This is a genomic window from Streptomyces sp. NPDC006733 (assembly GCF_040636125.1).
Lineage (GTDB): Bacteria > Actinomycetota > Actinomycetes > Streptomycetales > Streptomycetaceae > Actinacidiphila.
Genome location: NZ_JBEYJD010000007.1, coordinates 143,119 through 165,500 on the forward strand (window position 1 = coordinate 143,119; position 22,382 = coordinate 165,500).

Annotated in this window: 22 protein-coding genes and 1 other RNA gene; 12 read left to right on the top strand and 11 right to left on the bottom strand. The window is 73.6% G+C overall.

Annotated elements, in window-relative coordinates; all coding sequences use genetic code 11:
• Positions 1–45: 45 nt before the first annotated feature.
• Positions 46–981 (top strand): DUF4429 domain-containing protein, encoded by a 936-nt coding sequence (locus tag ABZ721_RS09110; protein ID WP_358787957.1) that lies wholly within the window; start codon positions 46–48, stop codon positions 979–981.
• A gap of 36 nt (positions 982–1,017) precedes the next feature.
• Here the strand turns inward: ABZ721_RS09110 and ABZ721_RS09115 are convergent, their stop codons facing one another.
• On the bottom strand, positions 1,018–1,329 hold the full coding sequence (locus ABZ721_RS09115; RefSeq protein WP_358787958.1) for a 4a-hydroxytetrahydrobiopterin dehydratase: 312 nt from the start codon (positions 1,327–1,329) through the stop codon (positions 1,018–1,020).
• A 116-nt stretch (positions 1,330–1,445) separates the two neighbouring features.
• Between ABZ721_RS09115 and ABZ721_RS09120 the strand changes: the two genes are divergently transcribed.
• From ABZ721_RS09120 to ABZ721_RS09130, 3 genes are all read left to right on the top strand, one after another.
• A complete protein-coding gene (locus ABZ721_RS09120; protein WP_358787959.1) occupies positions 1,446–2,240 on the top strand; it encodes an SDR family oxidoreductase in 795 nt (264 codons plus the stop codon).
• Between the two features lie 101 nt (positions 2,241–2,341).
• Positions 2,342–3,283, top strand: a complete 942-nt coding sequence (locus tag ABZ721_RS09125; protein ID WP_358787960.1) for a tyrosine-protein phosphatase — start codon at positions 2,342–2,344, stop codon at positions 3,281–3,283.
• Positions 3,284–3,322: 39 nt separating this feature from the next.
• Positions 3,323–4,180 (top strand): PhzF family phenazine biosynthesis isomerase, encoded by an 858-nt coding sequence (locus ABZ721_RS09130; protein ID WP_358787961.1) that lies wholly within the window; start codon positions 3,323–3,325, stop codon positions 4,178–4,180.
• 13 nt (positions 4,181–4,193) lie between these two features.
• On the opposite strand, the gene ABZ721_RS09135 is transcribed toward ABZ721_RS09130, so the two are convergent.
• The 3 genes from ABZ721_RS09135 to ABZ721_RS09145 form a co-directional block, all read right to left on the bottom strand.
• On the bottom strand, positions 4,194–5,822 hold the full coding sequence (locus ABZ721_RS09135) for a TROVE domain-containing protein (protein ID WP_358787962.1): 1,629 nt from the start codon (positions 5,820–5,822) through the stop codon (positions 4,194–4,196).
• Positions 5,823–6,238: 416 nt separating this feature from the next.
• Positions 6,239–6,644: RNase P RNA component class A (gene rnpB, locus ABZ721_RS09140), an RNA gene on the bottom strand.
• Between the two features lie 18 nt (positions 6,645–6,662).
• On the bottom strand, positions 6,663–8,132 hold the full coding sequence (locus ABZ721_RS09145; protein WP_358787963.1) for an RNB domain-containing ribonuclease: 1,470 nt from the start codon (positions 8,130–8,132) through the stop codon (positions 6,663–6,665).
• Between the two features lie 67 nt (positions 8,133–8,199).
• Between ABZ721_RS09145 and yaaA the strand changes: the two genes are divergently transcribed.
• Together yaaA and eda are read left to right on the top strand one after the other, a co-directional pair.
• Positions 8,200–8,988: a peroxide stress protein YaaA gene (gene yaaA, locus ABZ721_RS09150; protein WP_358787964.1), complete on the top strand. Its 789-nt coding sequence runs from the start codon at positions 8,200–8,202 to the stop codon at positions 8,986–8,988.
• A 70-nt stretch (positions 8,989–9,058) separates the two neighbouring features.
• Positions 9,059–9,676, top strand: coding sequence for a bifunctional 4-hydroxy-2-oxoglutarate aldolase/2-dehydro-3-deoxy-phosphogluconate aldolase (gene eda / locus ABZ721_RS09155; RefSeq protein WP_358787965.1), 618 nt, complete (start codon positions 9,059–9,061; stop codon positions 9,674–9,676).
• Between the two features lie 101 nt (positions 9,677–9,777).
• Here eda and ABZ721_RS09160 read toward each other — a convergent pair whose 3' ends face one another.
• The 4 genes from ABZ721_RS09160 to ABZ721_RS09175 form a co-directional block, all read right to left on the bottom strand.
• Positions 9,778–11,064 carry a bifunctional RNase H/acid phosphatase gene (locus ABZ721_RS09160; protein ID WP_358787966.1) on the bottom strand — a complete coding sequence of 429 codons (1,287 nt, stop codon included), beginning with the start codon at positions 11,062–11,064 and terminating at the stop codon, positions 9,778–9,780.
• The gene (locus ABZ721_RS09165; RefSeq protein WP_358788019.1) at positions 11,064–11,807 is read right to left on the bottom strand and encodes a C4-type zinc ribbon domain-containing protein; all 744 of its coding nucleotides are present in this window, start codon (positions 11,805–11,807) and stop codon (positions 11,064–11,066) included. Before ABZ721_RS09165 ends, ABZ721_RS09160 begins: the two co-directional genes overlap by 1 nt.
• Positions 11,804–12,751 carry a Nif3-like dinuclear metal center hexameric protein gene (locus tag ABZ721_RS09170; RefSeq protein ID WP_358787967.1) on the bottom strand — a complete coding sequence of 316 codons (948 nt, stop codon included), beginning with the start codon at positions 12,749–12,751 and terminating at the stop codon, positions 11,804–11,806. Before ABZ721_RS09170 ends, ABZ721_RS09165 begins: the two co-directional genes overlap by 4 nt.
• 93 nt (positions 12,752–12,844) lie before the next feature.
• Positions 12,845–13,882, bottom strand: coding sequence for an iron-siderophore ABC transporter substrate-binding protein (locus ABZ721_RS09175; protein WP_358787968.1), 1,038 nt, complete (start codon positions 13,880–13,882; stop codon positions 12,845–12,847).
• Between the two features lie 240 nt (positions 13,883–14,122).
• On the opposite strand from ABZ721_RS09175, the gene ABZ721_RS09180 reads away from it, so the two are divergent.
• Together ABZ721_RS09180 and ABZ721_RS09185 are read left to right on the top strand one after the other, a co-directional pair.
• The gene (locus ABZ721_RS09180; RefSeq protein ID WP_358787969.1) at positions 14,123–15,271 is read left to right on the top strand and encodes a hypothetical protein; all 1,149 of its coding nucleotides are present in this window, start codon (positions 14,123–14,125) and stop codon (positions 15,269–15,271) included.
• A 164-nt stretch (positions 15,272–15,435) separates the two neighbouring features.
• Complete coding sequence (locus tag ABZ721_RS09185) at positions 15,436–15,570, top strand: hypothetical protein (protein WP_358787970.1); 135 nt, start codon at positions 15,436–15,438, stop codon at positions 15,568–15,570.
• A gap of 142 nt (positions 15,571–15,712) precedes the next feature.
• Here the strand turns inward: ABZ721_RS09185 and ABZ721_RS09190 are convergent, their stop codons facing one another.
• From ABZ721_RS09190 to ABZ721_RS09200, 3 genes are all read right to left on the bottom strand, one after another.
• Positions 15,713–16,660, bottom strand: coding sequence for a 3-oxoacyl-ACP reductase (locus tag ABZ721_RS09190; RefSeq protein ID WP_358787971.1), 948 nt, complete (start codon positions 16,658–16,660; stop codon positions 15,713–15,715).
• Between the two features lie 100 nt (positions 16,661–16,760).
• Positions 16,761–17,837: a Zn-dependent alcohol dehydrogenase gene (locus ABZ721_RS09195; protein ID WP_358787972.1), complete on the bottom strand. Its 1,077-nt coding sequence runs from the start codon at positions 17,835–17,837 to the stop codon at positions 16,761–16,763.
• A gap of 112 nt (positions 17,838–17,949) precedes the next feature.
• Positions 17,950–18,804 (bottom strand): MaoC/PaaZ C-terminal domain-containing protein, encoded by an 855-nt coding sequence (locus ABZ721_RS09200; protein WP_358787973.1) that lies wholly within the window; start codon positions 18,802–18,804, stop codon positions 17,950–17,952.
• A gap of 311 nt (positions 18,805–19,115) precedes the next feature.
• Here ABZ721_RS09200 and ABZ721_RS09205 point away from each other — a divergent pair, with 311 nt between their 5' ends.
• The 4 genes from ABZ721_RS09205 (at position 19,116) to ABZ721_RS09220 (ending at position 22,247) form a co-directional block, all read left to right on the top strand.
• On the top strand, positions 19,116–20,099 hold the full coding sequence (locus ABZ721_RS09205) for an ABC transporter ATP-binding protein (protein WP_358787974.1): 984 nt from the start codon (positions 19,116–19,118) through the stop codon (positions 20,097–20,099).
• Between the two features lie 8 nt (positions 20,100–20,107).
• Entirely contained in the window at positions 20,108–20,833 is a 726-nt protein-coding gene (locus tag ABZ721_RS09210) for an ABC transporter permease (RefSeq protein ID WP_358788020.1), read from the top strand.
• Between the two features lie 134 nt (positions 20,834–20,967).
• Positions 20,968–22,086, top strand: coding sequence for a sensor histidine kinase (locus tag ABZ721_RS09215; RefSeq protein ID WP_358788021.1), 1,119 nt, complete (start codon positions 20,968–20,970; stop codon positions 22,084–22,086).
• A complete protein-coding gene (locus ABZ721_RS09220) occupies positions 22,083–22,247 on the top strand; it encodes a hypothetical protein (RefSeq protein WP_358787975.1) in 165 nt (54 codons plus the stop codon). The genes ABZ721_RS09215 and ABZ721_RS09220 overlap by 4 nt, the downstream gene beginning before the upstream one ends.
• Positions 22,248–22,382: the final 135 nt, after the last annotated feature.

Genomic DNA, 22,382 nt, shown 5'->3' on the forward strand with positions numbered 1-22,382 from the left:
GCGAAGAGCAAGGGAGCCCGGCGCACGGCGACTTAGGATCGGGCCATGGCTGAACTGCTGACGCACGACGGAACCTGGACGTTCGACGACGAGGTGATCCGTATCGTCCCGGGCCGTGACCGGGGGGTGCACAAGCTGCGCCAGACGCTGGGCGAGGTCGCCGTACCGCTGCACGCGGTGGCCGGCATCGCCTACGAGCCGGGCCGCAAGGGCGGCCGGCTGCGGCTGCGGCTGCGCGAGGGCGCCGACCCGCTGCTGTACGCCACGGGCGGCGGCCTGCCGGACGCCGCCGACCCGTACCAGGTGGCCGTGGACCCGGACCGCACGGGCGTCGCCGAGTACTTCGCCGACGAGGTCCGCAACGCCCTGCTGCTCAACCAGGTGCCGACGGGCCCGACCGACTCCTACCTGCTGCCCGGCCCCAAGGTGCCGCTGTCGGCGAGCGGCGGCGACGGCGCCGCGACGTTCGACGGGGAGCGGGTGGCGATCAGCTGGAACTGGATGGCGGAGGAGGGCAAGAAGTCCGCCGGCGCGCGGGAGCTGGCGCTCGCCGACCTCGCGGGCGTGGAGTGGCGTCCCAACGTCGGGCTGGAGAACGGGCACTTGCGCTTCCGCGTCAAGGGCGCCCAGGCCACCACCCAGCCGCCCAAGCACGACCCCAACAGCATCGTCCTGTGGGGCATGAAGAAGGAGATCGGGCAGACCGCGCTGCTGGCCGCGGCGGTCGCCGCCCGGCTGCCGCACCCCGCGGACCCCGGCGGCGGGCAGGCCGCCGCCGTCCAGCACGATCAGCGCCCCGAGCTGCTCGCCAAGCGGCCCGAACCGCAGGACGCGGTCGCGGGTCGGGCGCCCGACCGGTCCGACGACCCGGACGCGCTGCTGCGGCGGCTGCGCGAGCTGGGCGAACTCAAGCGCGACGGGATACTCACCGACGAGGAGTTCACCGCCGCCAAGTCCGCCCTGCTGCGGCGCTTCGGCTGAGCGTCGCCGCCTGCCGTAGCCCCGTCCACCGCGCCCCTACTGCGCTCCGTGAGCGGGCGCGATGGCGTTGATGCGAGCGGCGAGGCCGAAGTCCTTCTCCGTCAGCCTTCCGCCCGCCGAGTGCGTGGTGATCGACACGCCGAGGGTGTCGTAGCCGAGCGTGAGATCCGAGTGGTGGTCCAGCTCGGCCTGCACCTGCGCGATGTGCACCGCGAGGATCGCGGCGGGCAGGTGCGCCAGCCGGTACGTGCGGACGAGAGCGGTCCCGTCCGCGGCGAGTTCCCAGCCGGGGAGCTCGGCGAGGCGATCGGCGATCTCCTTGTCGGACAGCGGGTCGACGACGGACATGGGGCCTCCTGCTGGGACGGTGGTCACCTTCGGGGCGGTGCCGGACGCTGCGGGACGGCGCTGACGCCTCGGGGCGGCGCTGATCCTCATCCTCCCACCGCATACCCTGCGATGCCATGAGTGAGATCCAGAAGGTGGCAGTGGTGACGGGCGCCGGATCCGGCGTGGGACGCGCGGTGGCGCTGGCGCTGACCGGGGCCGGCTGGTCGGTGGCGCTGGCGGGCCGCAGGGCCGAGGCGCTGGAGGAGACGGCGCGGCTGGCGGGCGAACTGCGGGCGGACGACCTGTCTGCGGGCGAGCTGCCGGCCGGTGGGCGCACCCTCGTCGTGCCGGCGGACGTGACCCGGCCGGAGGACGTCGACCGGCTGTTCACGGCGGTGCGGACGGAGTTCGGCCCGCTCGGGCTGCTGTTCAACAACGCCGGGATGTTCGGGCCGCCGGTGCCGCTGGAGGACCTCACGTACGAGCAGTGGCGCGCGGTGGTCGACGTCAACCTCACCGGTGCGTTCCTCTGCGCGCAGGCGGCGTTCCGTGCGATGAAGGCGCAGGACCCGCAGGGCGGCCGGATCGTCAACAACGGCTCGATCTCGGCGCACGTGCCGCGCCCGAACAGCGTCGCGTACACGTCCACCAAGCACGCGATGACGGGTCTGACGAAGTCCCTGTCCCTGGACGGGCGCGCGTACCGGATCGCCTGCGGCCAGATCGACATCGGCAACGCGGCGACCGAGATGACCGCCCGGATGACGACCGGGATCCAGCAGGCCAGCGGCACGACGGCGGTGGAGCCGGTGATGGACGTGACCGACGTGGCACGCACCGTGCTGCACATGGCGGAGCTGCCGCTGGAGGCGAACGTGCAGTTCGCGACGGTGATGGCGACGACGATGCCGTACATCGGGCGCGGCTGAACCCTCGCCCGGGTGACGTTGCTGACGATTCGTCAGCACGGGCATTCCGCTCTCAAGATCCCCGCGCTACGGTCCCGCTCCCGACCAGGAAGGGATCCCGCATGCGGACCGGAGCACGCGCCGCCACCGCGCTCGCCCTCGCGATCGCCCTCGCAGGACCGCTCGTCCCCGCCGCCCGGGCGGCGGGGACGGGCCCCGCCGCAGCCCGCCCGGCAGCGTCGGCACTCCCGGCGCCCCCGGCGGCCTCTGCGCACAGCCGGGTGCTCACCGTCCCCGGCACCGTCAATGCCCGGGACACCGGCGGCTACCGGACCTACGACGGCGCCACCACCCGGTGGGACACGCTCTACCGGACCGAGAGCCTGGCCAAGCTGCCCCCGGCCGGAGTCACCGCCCTCGCCGGGCTCGGACTGCGCGCCGTCCTCGACCTGCGCAGCCCGTCGGAGGTCGGGGCCGACGGCCCCGACCGGCTCCCGGCCGGCCCGGTGCCGGTCGCGCTGCCCGTCGACGACACCGGCCTGTACCTGTTCATCGCCCAGGTCGTCGGCAGCGCCGACCCCGTCGCCCAGGAGGCGGCCCTCGGCGGGGACCGGGCGGCGCAGCGGATGCGCACCGCCTACCGCGGCTTCGTCACCTCCGCGGCGAACCGCGCCGCCCTCGGCGCCGCGATCCGCCGGATCGCCGACGCCACCGGCCCGGTGCTGGTGCACTGCACGGCGGGCAAGGACCGGACGGGCGTCCTGGTCGACACCGTCCTGCGGGCCGTCGGGGTACCGCGGTCCACGGCCGCCGCCGACTACCTGCTCTCCAACGACCTGCGCGCGGCCACCGACCGCGCGGTGCGCGAGCAGGTCAGGCAGCTGGGCCTGATGCAGAACCCCGACCTGCTGATCCCGCTCCAGGAGGTCAGGGCGGAGTACCTGGCGGCCTTCCGCGACCAGGCGGCGCACGACTACGGGTCCTTCGGCCGCTTCCTGACCGCCGGCCTCGGCCTGGACGCGGCGACGCTGGTGCGGCTGCGCCTGCGGCTGGCCGGCCGATGACGGGGAACACCGCACCAGGGACGGACGTTGATGCAGGTCATGACGACTCTTCACGGCACCGAGGTACTGCGCTACACCGCGTTCTCCGACGACCCGGCCGGGGGCAACCCGGCCGGCATCGTCCTGGACGCCTCCGGTCTCGCCGAGACGGAGATGCTCGCGGTCGCCGCCGAGGTCGGCTACTCGGAGACGGCCTTCATCACCGCCACCGAAGGGCGCTCCGTCACCGTCCGCTACTTCAGCCCCAAGGCCGAAGTGCCGTTCTGCGGGCACGCCACGGTCGCCACGGCGATCGCCCTCGCCGAGCGCATCGGCTCCGGTGACCTGCTCTTCTCGACCGCCGCGGGCGACGTCCCGGTCTCGGTCGGCGCGGACGCGACGGGCGCCCTGCGCGCCACGCTCACCAGCGTCGAGCCGCGGGTCGAGGAGATCCCGGACGCGGTCGTCACCGAGGCGCTCGACGCCCTCGGCTGGCCCGCCGCCGACCTCGATCCGGCCTTCGCGCCGCGCATCGCCTACGCCGGCGCCCGCCACCTCGTGCTCGCCGCCGCCACCCGCGAGCGGCTGGCCGACCTCGACTACGACTTCGACCGGCTGGCCGCCTTCATGCTCAGCCTGGACCTGACCACCGTCCAGCTGGTCTGGCGCGCCTCGGACTCCGTCTTCCACGTCCGCGACCCGTTCCCGGTCGGCGGCGTCGTCGAGGACCCGGCCACCGGCGCGGCGGCCCTGGCGCTGGGCGCGTACCTGCGCGACCAGCGGCTGGTCACCGCCCCCGCCACCCTCACCCTCCACCAGGGCGACGACCTCGGCCGCCCCGGCGTCCTGACCGTGGAACTGCGCGAGAACGACCCCCGTATCCGCGTCAGCGGAACGGGGGCCGCCATCCCGGCCTGATCCCTTCCGGGCCTCAGTTCTCCCAGGGCCACCGGGCGTCGCGCCCGGCCTCGAGCAGCGGCACCATGCGGAACGCCGCGTCGGTCAGCCCGCCGAACGTGTGACGGTTCGCGTCACCGGACGGCGCGTGGCCGGCGCGGTAGCCCGCGAGGTTCCAGGTGTACATCGGCACCGCGGCCGGGATCGCCGCGGTGACCTCCGACGCGTCCGTGCCGGCCTGCTCGTCGGTGACGATCACGACCCGGTCGTGGCCCCTGAACTCCTGGCGCAGCGCGGCCGCCGTGTCCGTGCCGCCGCCCAGGAACCAGCCGCCGTCCTTCCACCGGCCGACGGCCTTGAGCAGCGACTCGCCCCGCGCCTGGGAGAACGCCTTCGTGCGCGCTCCCGCCGTGTCACTGACGTAGTAGCGGGCGCTGGAGAACGACACGACGTCGCCCGCGGCACACCGCTGCCCGAGCGCGATCCCGAAGAGCGCGGCCGCGTCCCAGCGCATCAGCGAACCGTCCCGCGAGAACCCGGCCTGCATGGACGAGCTGGTGTCCACCAGCACCAGCGTCCGGCCGGGCAGCACCGGGATGTTGGCGAGCGACGCGGTGAGCGCCTTCTCCAGCGCGTACCCCCACCGCAGCGAGGGCGCGGCGTTGTAGGCCGAGTAGAACCGCATGGGCAGCTGCCGCGACCGCGCCACTTCCGCGGTGTCGGCCAGCCGCTTCGCGACCTGCTCGGCGACCTCGTCGCTCACCCCGGCCTCGTCGAAGTTCCGGAGGTTGCGCAGCAGCGCCATGTACCCCATGGACGGGATCACGGCCTGCCACGCCGCAGCGTCCATCGGCCCCTGCAGCCACCCCGCGAGCGCCTCCCACGTCACCCCCGCCTCCGCCAGCCGCGCCGCACCCTCCGGCCCGGCCACCAGCGCCCGCCGCTCCCCGACGGGCACGGCCATCAGCGCGCGGTGCGCGATCAGCGTCCGGTTCGACGCCGGCGGCTCCGCCGTGTCGGGGTTGTGCCGCCGGTCGAGCGCATAGCGGAACAGCTCGCCCTGCCAGGGCTTGGCGGCGTCGGGCGCGGCGTGTACGAGATTGAGAATGTCGCCGAACCGGTAACCCTTGGACGCGGTGTCGTACTTCAGCAGCGACTTCCCGCTGTACAGCCGCCGCACCGAATCCGCGATTCCGCGCTTGACGGGCTTGGGAACGTTCCGCCCATAACGCGAGGTCCAATAGGCGAGCAACTCCCCCGGCTCATCGGGCCGCCGCAGCACGGAATCGACAACGGACCGATTCGACACCACGCCCGGCCCTTCCCCGACCTCGAGCCGCGCCTTGACGAATTCAGCGGCCCCGACAATGGCGGCGGTCCGCATGTTCCCGTCCCCCCGCAGCCACCCCAGCAGCCCTGCCGTCCACGCCGGATCCTCGACCGCGAGCTTCCTCACCAGCCCGCTGAACCGGTCGTCGCGCTGCCCGCCCGTCTCGTAGAACGTCTCCTGCGCAACGAAGTTCGCCACCGCGAGCAGGAACAGCTCACCCCTGGCATCCCGCACGTACCCGACCCCACCCTGATGCGTCACAGCCCGCTCCCTCGTGCTGCGCACGGGCGAGACAACGGACGGCTTGGCCGCACGGGTATTGAACCGAGACATGAAGAAACCCCCCACGAGTTGCCTCCCGAGATCATTCCCGGCGGCGGTCGTCGGGGGTTCGAACCCCACGCGTGAACGCGTTCAACCAGAGAAGTAACCGTCGCCATCGCACCGGGAGGTGCAGAAATCAAAGCGTCCAGAGATCAGAGTCGGCTGAGGTGACAATGTGCTCTACCAACTGAGCTACACCGACCAGAAGCCGATGACGGGACTCGAACCCGCGACACCACCATTAACATTGGAAGTAACCCCGGCCTGCGCACCTGGACATCCCCGACTCTAATAACCAACGCCCCCGAGTTCACCCGGTTTTCCCCGCGGCCCGACGGGGCGGCCGCGCGGCCCTACCCGCGTCCGGCCGAGGTACCAAAAAGGCCCCCTGACCAGTGCGTTCGCTGGTCAGAGAGCCTAGGCGGCGGACGAGTCGGCCTGTACGCCGGGTTCTGTCTCCCTTGGTCCTTGCGGGCCAGGGGGAGGCGGCCATCCATCTGGGACCGACGTTGCCGCCGGCCTCGTGCGGTCTACCCGCGGACTCGGGCGGGCAGCCCTCAGTCGTCCGCGCAGGGTCGCCTTGCGGCGGCCCGTTCTTGACCTTGCTCCAGGTGTGGTTTACCTAGCCGTCCAGGTCACCCTGGACGCTGGTGGTCTCTTACACCACCGTTTCACCCTTACCGGGTGCCTTGCGGCTCCCGGCGGTCTGTTTTCTGTGGCACTGGCACGCGGGTCGCCCCGGGTGGGTGTTACCCACCACCTTGCCCTGTGGAGCCCGGACGTTCCTCGGAAGGATCCAAAGGATCCCGCCGCGACCGCCCGGCCGGCTCGTCCGCCGTGCCGACCATCCTAGTCGACGTGCCCGGGCTGATCCGCCGGGGCGAAGAGGACCGTCGACGTGGCCGGGTCGGCGGCCGTCAGGCGGACGCGCAGGGGGCGGCCCAGCGGGAGCGGGGCCGCTGCCGGGTCGGCGCGCACTTTCGCCACCACCGCGGGGCTCTTCAGGTGGATGGTGCCGCTCGTCGGGTCGCGGTCGTCCAGGTCGATGACGAAGGCGTCGAAGACCTCGCCGACACGGTCCTCGAGCAGGGCCGCCTCGATCAGGTCGACGCATTCGCGCTCGGCGCGGTTGGCGTGCTGGGTGCCGGCCGACATCTCCTTGGGGAGGGCGGGGAGCGCGGTGCCGACCCACTCGGGGAGCGGGTCGCCCGCGACCAGCGACAGGCAGATCTCGCCCGCGTAGCGGTCGACGAGGCGGCGGAGCGGGGCGGTGCAGTGGGTGTACGGGGCCGCGACGGCGGCGTGTTCGGTGGGGCCGGAGGCAGTGCCGTCGAGGACGGTGTAGCCGGCGCCGCGCAGCAGGGAGGTGCACTCCTGGAGGAAGGCGGCGTGGTCGGGGCGGTGGGGATCGAGGGAGCGGATCAGGTCGGGGTACGGGGTGCCGGCCGGCCAGTCGATGCGCAGCGCCGTCGCCACGCGGCGGAGCCGGTCGGCGGCGCTCGCCGGGGCGGCGGGGAGCGTGCGGAGGATGCCGGTGCCGGAGCGGATCATGAGGTCGGCGGCGGCCATGCCGGTGAGCAGGGAGATCTGGGCGTTCCAGCCCTCGGCGGGCAGCGGGGCGCGGTAGTCGAGGACGTAGCCGTCACCGTCGGGGCGCTGCTCGATCTCCTGCTCGGGGACGTTGAGGGAGATGCCGCCGCGGTCCCGTTCGAGCGCCTCGCGGAGCAGGCCGATCCGCTGCAGCAGGGCGACGGGCTCCTCCGCGGTGCCCGCGTCGATCGAGCGCTGGACGGTCGCGTAGTCGAGCTTGGCGCGGCTGCGGACGCGGGCGCGGCGGACGTCGGTGGCGGTGACCCGCCCCGCGGCGTCGAGGTCGATCCGCCACAGCAGGGCGGGGCGGTCCTGGCCGGGGAGCAGGCTGGCGGCGCCCTCGCTGAGGACCTGCGGGTGCAGCGGGACCCGCTCGTCGGGGAAGTACAGGGTGGTGACGCGGCGGTGCGCCTCGGCGTCGAGGGCGCCGCCCGGCGTGACGAAGGCCGCGACGTCGGCGATGGCGTAGTGCACCCGGTAGCCGTCGCCCCGGACCGCGAGGTGCATCGCCTGGTCGAGATCGGTGGACGAGGGCGGGTCGATCGTGAAGAGCGGGAGGTCGGTGGCGTCGGCCTCCGGCATCCGGGGGTTCGCGGCCGCCTGCCGCGCCTCGGCGAGCACGTCGGGCGGGAAGTCCTCCGGCACCTCGAGCCGGAGGCGCAGCCGGCGCAGCGCGTCCCGCAGCAGGGTTCCGTCGGCGGCCGGGGCGTGCAGGTGGCGTCGGGGCATGAGGTGAGCGTATGACGGGCCGTAGGCTGCATCCGGTTCGTATGGATCCATCCGAGGGAGAACTGCTGTGCTCGTCCTGCTTCCGCCGTCCGAGGGCAAGGCCGCCGTGGGCGCCGGTCCGGCCGTCGACCTGGCGTCGCTCTCGCTCCCCGGGCTGACGGCGACGCGCTCGACGGTGCTGGGCGAGCTGGTGGAGCTGTGCTCGGGCGACGAGGAGAAGGCCGCGGAGGTCCTGGGGCTGAGCCCGGGGCTGCGCGGCGAGGTCGCCAAGGACGCGGCCCTGCTCACGGCGCCGACGCTGCCGGCCGGCGAGCTGTACACGGGCGTGCTCTACGACGCCCTGGGGCTCGCGACGCTGAGCACCGCCGCCCGCCGCCGCGCGAAGGACTCGCTGCTGGTCTTCTCCGGCCTGTGGGGCGCGGTGCGCATCACGGACCGGATCCCGTCGTACCGCTGCTCGATGGGGGTGAAGCTGCCCGCGCTGGGCGCGCTCGGCGCGTACTGGCGGGGGCCGATGGCCGAGGTCGTCCCGGAGGCGGCGGGCGGCGGCCTGGTGCTGGACCTGCGCTCGTCGGCGTACGCGAGCGCGTGGAAGCCGCAGCCGCGCGGCGAGCTCGCGGCGCGGACGGCCACGGTGCGGGTGCTGCAGGTGACGGTCGTCGACGGCGTCGAGAAGCGGTCGGTGGTCAGCCACTTCAACAAGGCCACGAAGGGACGCCTGGTGCGCGCCCTGCTGGAGTCGGGGGCGAAGCCGAGGACGCCGGCCAAGCTCATGGCGACGCTGCGGGAGCTGGGGTTCGCGGTCGAGGAGCAGGCGCCGGGGAAGCTCGACGTGCTGGTGACCGAGATTCACTGATACGCGTCGACGTTGCATTCTCCGCAACGGGCGTTGCGGAGAATGACGGGCCCCAGGCAGGATGACGGGCATGACTTCCGTGCTCGACCTCGCCCCCGTCGTCCCCGTCGTCGTCCTGGAGGACGCCGCCGACGCCGTACCGCTCGCCCGCGCCCTCGTCGCGGGCGGGCTGCCCGCGATCGAGGTCACCCTGCGGACGGACGCCGCGCTGGACGCCATCGCCGCCATCGCGCGCGAGGTCCCGGACGCGGTGGTGGGCGCGGGCACCGTGCTGACGCCCGAGCACGTCGACGCGGCCGTCGCCGCGGGGGCCCGCTTCCTGGTCAGCCCCGGGTGGACCGACCGGCTGCTGGAGGCCATGCGCGCCTCGGGGGTGCCGTTCCTGCCCGGCGTCTCGACGACGTCCGAGGTGGTCGCGCTGCTGGAGCGCGGCATAACGGAGATGAAGTTCTTCCCGGCCGCGGCCGCCGGCGGCACCGCCTACCTGGCGTCGCTCGCCTCACCGCTGCCGCGCGCGCGGTTCTGCCCCACGGGCGGCATCGACGCGGCCGCCGCGCCGCGCTACCTCGCGCTGCCCAACGTCGGCTGCGTCGGCGGCACGTGGATGCTGCCCGCCGAGGCGCTCCGCGCCAGGGACTGGGGCCGCGTCGAAGCCCTCGCCCGCGAAGCGGCCGCCCTGCGTGCCTGAACGGGACGGCCGCCCCGCGCGGCTGAACGGAGCGGCCGCCCCGCGCTGCTGAACGGGACGGCCGAACGGAGAGCCGCCGAAGGGAGACCGGCGGCGCCCGCCTACCTCAGGTGCGAGGTGTCGTTCAGCAGCCGCAGCGACGCGTTGCCGTCCGCGTAGTACGCCACCGTCGAGACCGACGCCGCCGACAGCTCCATGCGGAACATGGACTCGGGCGGCGCGCCCAGCGCGAGCCGGACCAGCGTCTTGACGGGCGTCACGTGCGTGACGAGCAGCACCGTCTTCCCCGCGTACCGCGCCAGGAGCTTGTCGCGGGACAGGGCCACCCGGCGGGCGACCGCCGTGAAGCTCTCCCCGCCGGGCGGGGCGGCGTCGGGCGAGGCCAGCCAGGCGTCCAGGTCGGCCGGGAAACGCTCCCGCACCTCGGCGAAGGTGAGCCCCTCGAAGCTGCCGAAGTCGGTCTCGCGCAGGCCCTCGTCGATCCGCACGTCCAGGCCGAGGCGGGCCGCGACGGCGTCCGCCGTCTGCCGGCAGCGGGCCAGCGGCGAGCTGACGACCGCCTGCACGGTGCCGAGGGCAGCGAACGAGGTCGCGGCGTGCTGCGCCTGCCGGCGGCCCGTCTCCGACAGGTCGGGATCGCCGCCGCCGCTGCCCGAGAACCGCTTCTCGGGCGTCAACGCGGTCTCGCCGTGCCGGAGCAGGAGGAACGTGGTGGGCGTCCCGAGGTCGGCGGGAGCCGACCAGCCCGCCGCCGGAGCCGCGGCCGGTGCCGCCTCCGGAAGCGCGTCCTGAACCGGGCCCCCCGCCGCGGCGCCGGCGGGGGTCGAGATGTCGATGCCGCCGCCCAGCCCCAGTTCGCTGCGCACGACGGGAGCCTGCGGCTCCCACTGCCGGCCCCGCTTGCCCGCGTCCATGGCCTCGTTGGCGAGCCGGTCCGCGTGCTTGTTCTTCTCGCGCGGGATCCACTCGTACGTCACCTGGCTCGCCGGCAGCACGGACTTGGCCTCGGCCGCGAGCGGCCGCATGTCCGGGTGCTTGATCTTCCAGCGCCCGGACATCTGCTCGACGACGAGCTTGGAGTCCATCCGGACCCTGACCGACGCTCCGGGATCGAGGGCCTTGGCGGCCCGCAGTCCCGCGATCAGGCCGCGGTACTCGGCGACGTTGTTCGTCGCGTGCCCGATGTACTCGGCGGCCTCGGCGAGGGTCTCACCGGTGGCCGGGTCGAGGACCACGGCGCCGTAGCCCGCGGGGCCCGGGTTGCCCCGGGACCCGCCGTCGGCCTCGACGACGAGACCGCGAGCCGAACCGGCCGATCCGCCCGTTCCGGCCGAACCGTTGGAACCGACCGAACCGGCCGGGTCGACCCCACCAGCGGCAGAAGCCATCAGAGGCCGGAGTCCGCGGTGCGGACCAGGATGCGCATGCAGTTCTCGCAGCGGACGACGGTGTCGGCGGGAGCCCCCCGCACCTCGCCCAGCTCGGTGATGTTGAGCTCCAGCCGGCAGCCCTCGCAGCGCTTCTGGTAGAGCCGGGCGGCGCCGACGCCACCCTGCTGCGAGCGCAGCTTGTCGTAGAGCTTCAGCAGGTCGGCCGGGATGGAGCCGGCGACGATCTCGCGCTCCTTGGCGGCCTTGGAGGTCTCGGCGTCGATGTCGGCGAGCGCGGCGGACTTGCGGGCCTCGGCCTCGGCGGCCTTGGACTGCACGGACTCCACCCGCTGGGTGAGCTCCTGGACGCGCTCCTGCATCGCCTCGCGGCGCTCCATGACCTCCAGGACGACGTCCTCGAGGTCGCTCTGCCGCTTGGCGAGCGAGACGAGCTCGCGCTGCAGGTTCTCCAGGTCGCGCGGCGAGGCCGCCGCACCGGAGTCGAGCCGCTGCTGGTCGCGGGCGGCGCGCTGGCGCACCTGGTCCACGTCCTGCTCGGACTTGGTCTGCTCGCGGGCGGTGTCGCTCTCCTCGGTCTGCGCGGCGACGAGCAGGTCGCGCAGCTGGGTGAGGTCGGCGTTGAGGCGGTCGAGCTCGGCGTGCTCGGGAAGGTGGTGCCGCTTGTGGTCCAGCTGCTGGATACGCGAGTCGAGCGCCTGGACTTCGAGGAGGCGGATCTGGTCGGCGGGGGCGGCGTTCAGCGGGGGGCTCCTGGGTGAGACTGCGGGCGCGAGGCGCTCGGCGGAAGGATGGCTTCGGGCGTCTGGCGGGAAGTGCGTGGGGAAGACGTGCTGGACAGAGCTTCCGGCGCCGGCTCGTGAGCCGTCCACGGGTCGGTGACCTGGTGCGACACATACGTCCGCAGGGCCCAGCCGTGCCGGTCCGAGATCTCGTCGAGCTGGCCCGCGGCCTGCTCGCACCACGGCCACTCGGTTGCCCAGTGTGCGGCATCCACCAGCGCGGGCCTACCGTCCGAGCTGAGTCCGTGCTGCTGGGCCTCGGAGGCGGGGTGGTGGCGGAGGTCCGCGGTGAGGTAGGCGTCGACGCCGGCCGCGCGGACGTCGGCGAAGAGGCCGTCGCCCGAACCGCCGCAGACGGCGACGGTGCGGACCAGTTGCTCGGGGTCCCCGGCGACGCGCAGCCCGGTCGCCGTGCGCGGCAGGCCGCGGGCGGCCCGGGCGGCGAACTCGGCCAGCGTGAGCGGGACCTCCAGCTCGCCGATCCGGCCGAGGCCGCGGCGGCCCGCCGGATCGGTCGCGTCCGGCACGAGGGGCCCGGTGACGCGCAGCCCGACGGCGCCGGCGAGGGCGTCGGAGACGCCGGGGTCGGCCCGGTCGGCGTTGGTGTGCGCGACGTGCAGGGCGACGTCGTTCTTGATCAGCGTGTGCACCACGCGGCCCTTGAAGCCGGTGGCCGCGACCGTCGTCGTGCCGCGCAGGTACAGCGGGTGGTGGGTGACCAGCAGGTCGGCACCGAGCCGCACCGCCTCGTCGGCCACGTCCTGGACCGGGTCGACGGCGAACAGCACCCGCGTGACCTCGGCTTCCGGGTCGCCGCAGACCAGGCCGACGGCGTCCCACTCCTCGGCCTGCGAAGGAGGCCAGAGGGTTTCGAGCGCGGCGATGACGTCGGACAGTGTGGGCACGTGTGGAAGGTTACCGCCCTCCCCCGCGCCGACCGGAATCGCGGGCGGGCGGGGGGACGGATACCGGCCTGCCGGCGGCCGGTGGACGGCGGGCTACTTGACGAGGCGGCTGCGCAGGTCGTCCAGCACCTGGTCGGCGGCGGTGACGCCGAGGCCGAGGTACCAGGTCTCGTCCGGGACGTCGGAGGCATGGCCGGCCTTGACCGCCCGCAGGTTCTTCCAGAGCGGGTTGTCCTGGGCCTTGGCCTTGTCGGTGGCCTTGGCGTCCCCGTAGACGCCGGTGAAGACCCAGTCGGCGTCGGCCTGGTCGATGTTCTCGGCGCTGATCTCGGTGGCGAGGTCGTCGACCTGCTGGTTCTTGGGGCGCGGGATCCCGGCGTCCTTGAGGATGGTGCCGATGAACGAGGCGCCCGCGTAGAGCCGGATCTTGCCGTCGGGCAGGTAGCGCACCATCGAGACGGTCGGCTTCGTGCCGCCGAGCGCCGTGCCCAGCGCCTTGGCCTTGGTGTCGTACGCGGCGAGCTTCGCCTCCGCCTGCGCGCTGCGGTCCAGCGCGGCGGCGTTGAGGCGGTAGTTCTCCTTCCAGGTGAAGCCGGGGCGCAGCGAGAACACGGTCGGGGCGATCTTCGACAGCGCGGCGTACTTGTCGGCGGCGCGCAGCTGGCTGCCGAGGATCAGGTCGGGGTGTAGCCCGGCGATCGCCTCGAGGTTGAGGTTGTTGATGGTGCCGACGTTCTTGGGGGTGCCCGCGGCGCCCTTCAGGTACGAGGGCAGCTCCGGGGAGCCCTCGGTGGGTGCCAGGCCGACCGGCTGGATGCCCAGCGAGACGACGTTGTCGAGCTCGCCGACGTCCAGGACCACGACCCGCTTCGGCTGCGCCTTCAGCTCGGTCCTGCCCATCGCGTGGGTGATGGTGCGCGGCCACTGGCCGGGCTTGGCGTCGGTGCCCATCGCCGCGGTCTTGCGCGCCGCGTCCCCGAAGCCCTTGCCGCCCTGGGCGACCGCCTTCTTCCCGCCCGCCCCGGCGGGCTCGGCCGCGCCCCCGTCGCCGGACGAGCCGCAGGCCGCCAGCGAGAGCGCGGCGGCGACTGCGAGAGCGACTGCGGCAGTGCCGCGGCGCCGAAGAGACATGGAGGAGCTCCTAGGTAACGGTGCAGATGGTAAGGCGAGCCTTACCTTACGCCCTTGATCGGCGCCGGACGCCGCCGGCCCGGCCCAGTCCGGAATGTGTGGTTCCGGTCACGGATCACAACGGCCGCCCACCCTCCGGACAAATGGAGAAACCGCCACCCTTACGTGTGAACTGCACCGACTCGCGTTGATCGTCCGGAAGTGCGAAAACTAGCGTCGCCTCCGGAGGTGGACCAACACATGACGGCTTGTGCCATCGAAAGAGCCACGGTGCTGCGGGCGGGGTTCACGATCGCGTCCGACGGCTCGTACGCGGCCTGCCTCACCGAGTCGGGTGAGGGCGGCTGGTACCCCGAGCGCTGGACGCTGACCGGCCCCGAGCCGTACACCGTCCCGCTGCCCGGCAACCAGCCGGAGGAACCCGGCACCGAAGTGCTGCCGCTGCCCGACGGGCGGGTGCTCATCCGCCGCCGCGTCGCCGACCGCTTCGACCTCGCGCTGCTCTACCCGACCGGGCCCGGCACGGGCGAGCTGCCGCTCGGTTCCCTGCGGTCGGCGGAGGGCGAGGAGGTACGGCTGCTGCCGCCGGTCGCGGGAGCGGCCTTCGCGCTCGCGCACACCGAGACCGCCACGCAGGTGTGGCTGGTCTGCGGCAGCGGCGGCGGCAACCACAGCGGCGGGCCGCAACTGCTCGCCACGGTGCCGGGCCGCTGCACCGGCGGCGTCTGGCTGGACCGCACCGGCCGGCTGCTCGCGCTCGACCGCGTCGGCCCCGACGGCGGCCGCACCAAGGCGGTCGCCGTGGACCTGCGGCAGGGCGAGGTGACGCCGCTGCTGCAGATCGCCGACGACAGCAACGACCGGGTACTGCTCGCCGAGCCCGACAGCGGCCTGCTCCTGCTGCGCAGCGACGCGCCCGGCACCGACCGGCTCGGCTGGGGCGTGCTGGGCAGCAGGCGGCCGGTGCGCTTCCCCGAGGCGCTGCGGATGGACGACACGGTGCTCACGCCGTTCGCCGCCCAGTCCGGCCAGATACTGATGCCGGAGGCGTCGGCGGTGGCGCTGCGCGCCGAGGGTCCCGACGGGGCCGCGCCGGTGGTCTGGCGGCCGGGCGAGCGGACGGTGACGTGGCTCACCTCCCCCGAGGGCTGGCTCGCGGGCACCGGGCTGTGGTCGGCGCGCGGCTCGCTGCGGCTGCCGTACGCGTGCGAGCGCTGGCCGTTCGGACTGGCCGAGTACGAGGCGCCGGCCCCGGCGCCCGAACGGGCGGCGGTGGCGTGCGCCGCGCCGGACGGGCCGGCGGCAGCGGACGGCGGCGGGCCGGAGCGGCGGACGGCGTCCGTGCTCCCCCTCCAGCAGGCCCCGCTCGACACCGCGCGGGCACGGTAACCCCGATGATCTCCGGGCGCGGCCGCCGACTAGACTCGCCAGCGGCTACGCATCCAGACCCCTCGGCGACCGAGGGTGACCAACGGGCGTACCCAGAGGCCGGGTTGGGGATATTCGGCCGATTCAGACGCAGACCGCCACGCCATGCATCGGGGAGACGTTCCATGTCCGACAACACATCCGACCCCGGCGAGGGTCGCGACAACGCCGGGGGACGCCACCGCGGTACCGCGTCCCCCCACGACACCGCCGGCGACGCGCACGGGCGCCACCGGCGCCCGGCGGGCAGCCAGGACTGACGGCCGGCAGCCCTCCGGCCGGACCCGCCCGGAGGGCTCCTGGCCTGCTGGCCTGCCGACCTAATGCCGCTGGGCCACCGCACCGCTCGTGACCACTCGGGGCCGCACGTGACTGCTCGTGGCTACTCGTGGCTACTCGTGGCTACTCGTGCTTGAGGCCGAGGACCTCCGTGGCCGCGAACGTCTCGTTCGGGTCGCGGTCCGCGTAGTACGGGGTCAGCAGCTCGTCGAGTTCCTCGAAGGCGAAGACGTCCTTCGCGGTGTCGAACTTGGCGGCGACACGGGGGCGGTCGACCACCGCGACCATGCCGCCGTGGACCACGAAGAGCTGGCCGTTGGCGCGGGCCGCGGCCGGTGAGGCGAGGTAGCCGACGAGGGGCGAGACGTGCTCGGGAGCGAGCGGGTCGAGCCCCTCCGCCACCTCCAGGTACCCCGCGAAGACGTCCTCCGTCATCCGGGTGCGGGCCCGCGGGCAGATCACGTTGGCCGTGACGCCGTACTTGCCCAGCGCCAGCGCCGTGGAGGTGGTCAGCCCGACGATGCCGCCCTTCGCGGCGGCGTAGTTGGGCTGGCCGGCCGAGCCGGCGAGGAACGCCTCGGAGGACGTGTTGACGATGCGGCCGTAGACCGGACCGCCCGCCGCCTTGGAGCGTTCCCGCCAGTGGACGGCCGCGAAGTGGGTCGTGTTGAAGTGGCCCTTGAGATGGACGTGGATCACCGCGTCCCACTCCGCCTCCGACATCGAGAAGATCATCCGGTCGCGGAGGATGCCCGCGTTGTTGACCAGGATGTCGAGCTTTCCGTAGGTGTCCACGGCGAGCCCCACCAGCTCCCGGGCCTGCTCGAAGTCGGCGACGTCGCCGTGGTGCGCGACCGCCCGGCCGCCCGCCGCGACGATCTCGGCCGCGACCTCCTCCGCCGGGGTGGCGGAGGCCGCGCCGGAGCCGTCCCGGCCCGGCTGGCCGAAGTCGTTGACGACGACGCTCGCGCCGAGCCGCCCCAACTCCAGGGCCTCGGCGCGCCCGAGGCCGCGCCCGGCCCCGGTGACGATCGCGGCCAGACCCGACAGTTGCTGCCCGTGCACAGACATCCTGGTCCTCTCAGCTGCAGGGATGGCGTTCCGGTTCGGATGGTCCGGACGGCCGGGGCGGCCCGGACGGCCCGGACCGCTCTGGTACGGCCCGGACCGCTCAGATGGAGATGCAGGTGCGCAGCGCCTCGCCGGTCCGCATCTGGTCGATGGCGTCGTTGACCTCCTCCAGCCGCACCCGGTGGGTGATCAGGCCCTCCAGGTCGATGCGGCCGGCGCGCCAGAGCTTGATGACGCGCTCGTAGGAGCGCAGCACGTCGCCGCCGCCGTAGAGCGACGGCAGGATGCGCTTCTCGTCGAAGAACAGCTCGAACATGTTGATCTGCAGGTTGTCGTCCATGGCGCCCGCGCCGACGATGCACAGGGTGCCGCCGCGGCGGGTGTTCTCGTACGCGGTGCGGGCGGTGGCGGACTTGCCGACGACCTCGAAGACGTAGTCGAAGCCCTCGCCCGCGGTGATGCGGTTCTTCGCGTCGGCGAGCCCGTCGGGGGCGATGCCCTCGGTGGCGCCGAACCGCAGCGCCGCCTCGCGCCGGCCCTCGACCGGGTCGATGGCGACGATCTCGGCGGCGCCCAGCGCCCGCGCGCCCTGGATGACGCTGATGCCGACCCCGCCGCAGCCGATGACGGCGACCGACGAGCCGGCCGCCACCTTGGCGGTGTTGATGGCGGCGCCGATGCCGGTGGTGACCCCGCAGCCGATCAGCGCGGCGATCTCGTACGGCACGTCGTCCGGGATCGGGACGGCGCACAGCGCGTCGACGACGACCTCCTCGGCGAAGGTGCCGGTGCCGGCGAAGCCGAAGACGTCACCGCCGGGGCGCCGGTAGTTGGGGGTGCCGGCGTTGAGGAAGCCGGCGATGCACAGGTGCGTCTGGCCGCGCTTGCAGGACGCGCAGGCGCCGCAGGCCGGCAGCCAGCAGACCAGCACGCGGTCGCCCGCCTTGACGTTGGTGACACCCTCGCCGACCTCGACGATCTCGCCGGCGCCCTCGTGGCCGGGCACGAAGGGCGCGGGCTGCGGCAGGACGCCGCTCATCGCCGACAGGTCGGAGTGGCACAGTCCGGTCGCCCGGATGCGGATCCGCACCTTGCCGGGCCCGAATCCCACCGCCTCGACGTCGTCGACGACCTCGAGTTTGTCCTGGCCTATCTCCTGCTGGATTGCTGCGCGCACGGGGGCGGCTCCCTTCGCGAGGTGCGGAAACGGTGCGGGTCGTACGGGTCGTACGGGTCGTACGGGTCGTGCGTGACGTGTGACGGGGTGCGGATGTCGCTGTGCGGTCGGGTCAGGCGTGTTCGACGACGGTGTCCGCGAGGACCGGCGCGTCGTCCCGGTCGGCCGAGGTCACCGAGACCTGGACGCGGCCGTCCTCGCGCCACATCCGCACGCGCAGCGTCTCGCCGGGGAAGACGATCCCGGCGAAGCGGGTGGAGTAGGCGCGGACGCGCGCGACGTCGCCGTCGAGCAGCGTGTCGACCACGGCCTTGAGGACGATCCCGTACGAGCACAGCCCGTGCAGGATCGGCTTGTCGAAACCGGCGAGCTTGGCGAACTCGGGGTCCGCGTGCAGCGGGTTCCAGTCGCCGGACAGCCGGTAGAGCAGCGCCTGGTCCTCACGGGTGGCGACCTCGACGGTGCGGTCCGGCTCCCGGTCCGGCGCCTCGGTGCGGACGGACGGGCCGCGGTCGCCGCCGAAGCCGCCCTCGCCGCGGACGAAGATCTGGGTGTCGGCCGCCCAGAGCGGCCCCTCGTCGTCGGCGACCTCGGAGCGCAGCACGATGACGGCCGCCTTGCCCTTGTCGTACACGGCGGCGATCCTGCTGGTCTGCACGGCCTTCCCGGTGGCCGGGATCGGCCGGTGCAGTTCGATCCGCTGGCCGCCGTGCAGCACGGCGGCGAGGTTCACGTCGATGCCGGGCGCGCTCAGCCCGCCCGCGGCGGCCAGGCTGCCGCCCGCGACGGTGACGAAGCTGGGCAGGACCTGCAGCCTGCTCTCCAGCGTGTAGCGCAGCTCGTCGGGATCGGTGGCCGGCCGGCCGGCCCCCACGCCCAGGTGGTAGAGCAGGACGTCCTTGTGGTCCCAGGCGAGGTCGGTGGTGCGGGGCTCGGCCGCGGTGGCCTTCGCGACGTCGATGGGCATGGTCCGGCTTGCTCCTTCGCCGAGGGGGACGGGAACTGGCGGGCGCCACGCGGGCCGACGGCGGTGCCCGCGTCCGATGTCTCGTGGAGGACCCCGGCGCGGCTGTCCGCACCGTCGGCCGCGCCGGGGTCGATCAGGGCTGCCGGAACGCGTTTAGAACGTGTTCTAGCAATGCTCATGTATAACGCATCCCCCTGACCCTGTGAATAGCTGACGCACCATCAGCTAGGGCCGCTCGTGACATTTGTCCCGGCCGACCCCGTACATTCACCTCTGCCGAGGTCAGGGCCGCTCTCCGTACCGTCGACCGCATGACGACGACGATGCGATCCGAACCCGCGGTGCGGTTCACGGGGGTGGTCAAGGCCTTCGGGAGCGTCCGCGCCGTGGACGGCGTGGACCTGGAGATCCGGCGCGGCGAGGCCGTGGCGCTGCTGGGCCGCAACGGGGCCGGGAAGTCCACCGCGATCAGCCTGCTGCTGGGCCTGGACACGCCGGACGCGGGCGAGGTGGCGCTCTTCGGCGGGACGGCCCGACGGGCCGTGCGCCAGGGCCGGGTCGGGGCGATGCTGCAGGACGGCCGGCCGGTGCCGCGCGTGACCGTGCGCGAACTGGTCACCTTCGTGGCCAGGACGTATCCCGCGCCGATGCCCGTGGACGAGGCCCTGGAGCTGGCCGGTCTCACCGGCCTCGCCCGCCGCCGGGTCGACCGGATCTCCGGGGGCCAGGCCCAGCGGGTGCGCTTCGCGGTCGCGCTGGCCGGGAACCCGGAGCTGCTGGTGCTCGACGAGCCGACCGCCGCCCTCGACGTCGAGGCGCGGCGCGCCTTCTGGGACTCGATGCGCGTGTACGCCCACCGCGGCAACACCGTGCTGTTCTCCACGCACTACCTGGAGGAGGCGGACAGGAACGCCGACCGAATCGTGGTCGTCGACCGGGGCCGGATCGCCGCCGACGGCAGCGGTGAGCAGCTCAGGTCCGCGGCCGGCGGCAGCCTGGTCGGCATCGACCTGGCCGGCGCCACCTCCGCCGGGCTGCGGCTGCTGCCCGGCGTGACCTCCGTCGAGATCCGCGGCGACCGGGCGCGGCTGCGCACCAGCGACTCCGACGCCACCGTGGTCGCCCTCGCCGAACGCGGCGCCGTCCGCGGGCTGGAGGTGACGGCGGCCGGCCTGGAGGACGCCTTCCTCGCCCTGACCAGCGGCCAGGAGGACGTGCCCGGCCAGGACCGGACGACTGGCCAGGACCGGCCGACCGGCCGGGAAGCCCCGATCCGCACCAAGGAGACGATCTGATGCCCGTCATCGTGGAGTACGTCAGGCTTGAGGTGCGCCGCGCGCTGCGCGACCCCGGGTTCGTGATGTTCGGCGTCGGCATGCCGCTGGTGATGTACCTGCTCTTCACCAACCTGGGCGTCAGCGGGGACGAGAAGGCCGACTACGCGGCCTACTCGATGATCGGCATGGCCGCGTACGGCGCCCTCGGCGCGGCGATCGGCACCGGGACCGGCGTCGCGGAGGACAAGGGCCTGGGCTGGCTGCGGCAGTTGCGCGTCACCCCGATGAGCCCGCTGCAGGTCGTGGTGGCCCGCGCCCTCACCGCCTCGGTGACCGTGCTCCCCGCGATCGGCTCGGTGCTGCTGGCCGGCGCCGTCATCAACGGGGTGCGGCTGGCGGCCTGGCAGTGGGCGGCGGCGGCCGTGCTGCTGTGGCTCGGCACCATCCCGTTCACCCTGCTCGGCCTGGGCAACGGCTACGGCCTGACGGCGCAGACCACCGGCCTGGCCAACACGGCCTGCGTGATCGCCCTCGCGGTGGTCGGCGGCCTGTGGTTCCCCACCTCGCTCTTCCCCGGCTGGCTGGCCTCGCTCTCGCGCTGGACGCCCACCGCCCGCTTCGGCGACCTTGGATGGAGCGTCGTCGCCGGACACGCCCCGGGAGCCGGCACGGTGGCGGTGCTCGGCGGGTGGCTGCTGCTCTTCGGCGGATACGCGGTCCTCTCCTACCGCCGGGGGGCGCGTACCGCATGATGTGGGCTGATCACGGCACGGGCGGGACGGGCGGGGGAACGGGCATGATCGACATGTGGGGGCTGCGGGCCTTCGGCCGGTGGGGCGGCTGCGGCGGGAGCCGGCCCCGGGACTTCGGCGAGGAGATCGACCGGATGAAGGGCCCGGACGGCGGGTCGCTCATCCCCTGGCTGCTGATGGCCAGCGGACCGGCCGTCGACGTGGCCACGGGCCAGGTGGAGCTCCCCTGGCTGGCCGGCACCGGCCTCGCCGCGTTCTGCGTCCTGTACGTCTGCGCCGTCCGCGCCGGTTTCAGCGACCGCTACAAGGGCGGCCCGGTGCCGGTCCGGCTGCTGGTCGCGCAGGCCGCCGTCACCTTCCCCCTCACCCTCGGCTACGGGGGCAACTGGCTGCTGCTCTTCCCGCTGCTGTCGCTGGCGTGCGGGGTCAGCGCGCGCGGCCGGCGGCTGGGGATGGTGCTGCTCGGGCTCAGCGCGTCGAGCGGGATCATCAGCGGAATGGTGCACCACGAGAGCTTCTGGAACACCGCGACCCTCTCCTACGGCACCTTCCTGTCCGGCCTGGTCGTCTCCGTGATCCTGACCCTCTTCGACGCCGTCCACATGCTCAGGACCACCCGCCAGGAGCTGGCGCGCAGCGCGGTGGCGGAGGAGCGGATGCGCTTCTCGCGCGACCTGCACGACCTGCTCGGCCACACGCTCTCCGTCATCGTGGTCAAGTCCGAGGCCGCCCGCCGGCTCGCGCCGCGCGACATGGACGCCGCGCTCACCCAGGTCGCCGACATCGAGGCGGTCGGCCGGCAGGCGCTGACCGAGATCCGCGAGGCCGTCACCGGCTACCGCGAGGGCAGCCTCGCCACCGAACTGGACCGGGCCCGCTCAGCGCTCTCCGCCTCCGACATCGAGGTCGTCGTGCGGGAGTCCGGGCCGCCGCTGCCCCCGCAGGCCGAGGCGCTGCTGGGCTGGGTGGTGCGCGAGGGCGTCACCAACGTCGTACGGCACAGCGGCGCTTCCTCGTGCGAGATCGAACTGCGCTCCGCCGGCGGGAAGGCCTGCCTGACGATCACCGACAACGGCTCCGGCGTAAGCTCGGCGGCGGTCGCCACCGCCACGGCGCACCGCATCGGCACCGGTCTGCGGGGCCTGTCGGAGCGGCTGGCCGCGGCCGGCGGCTCCCTGGACTCGGGCCCGGCGCAGCGCCGCGGCTTCCAGGTGACCGCGGAGCTGCCCGTCGAGGAGGAGTACGCCGTATGACCGACGCGTACACGCCTGTGGAGCGCTCCGACTTCGACCGCGCTTTGGCGGCACTGGCCGAGGAAGACATCCCGGCGCTGTGGGCGTACGCGATCGGCCGGTTCAGCTCGATGAGTGGCCATCTGCTGCAATTGATGCGGCGCGCGACAGGCCATGCCTGACCACTGACATGGCGTTCGAGTCCAAGACCCGCGAGCCTTCTGCTGCCTCGCCCTGTTCGGCGGGAAGGCCGCCGCACGGCTGACCAACGTTCTGGCCGGCTGACCCCCCACGCCGCACCGCGCCCGCTTCCCGGC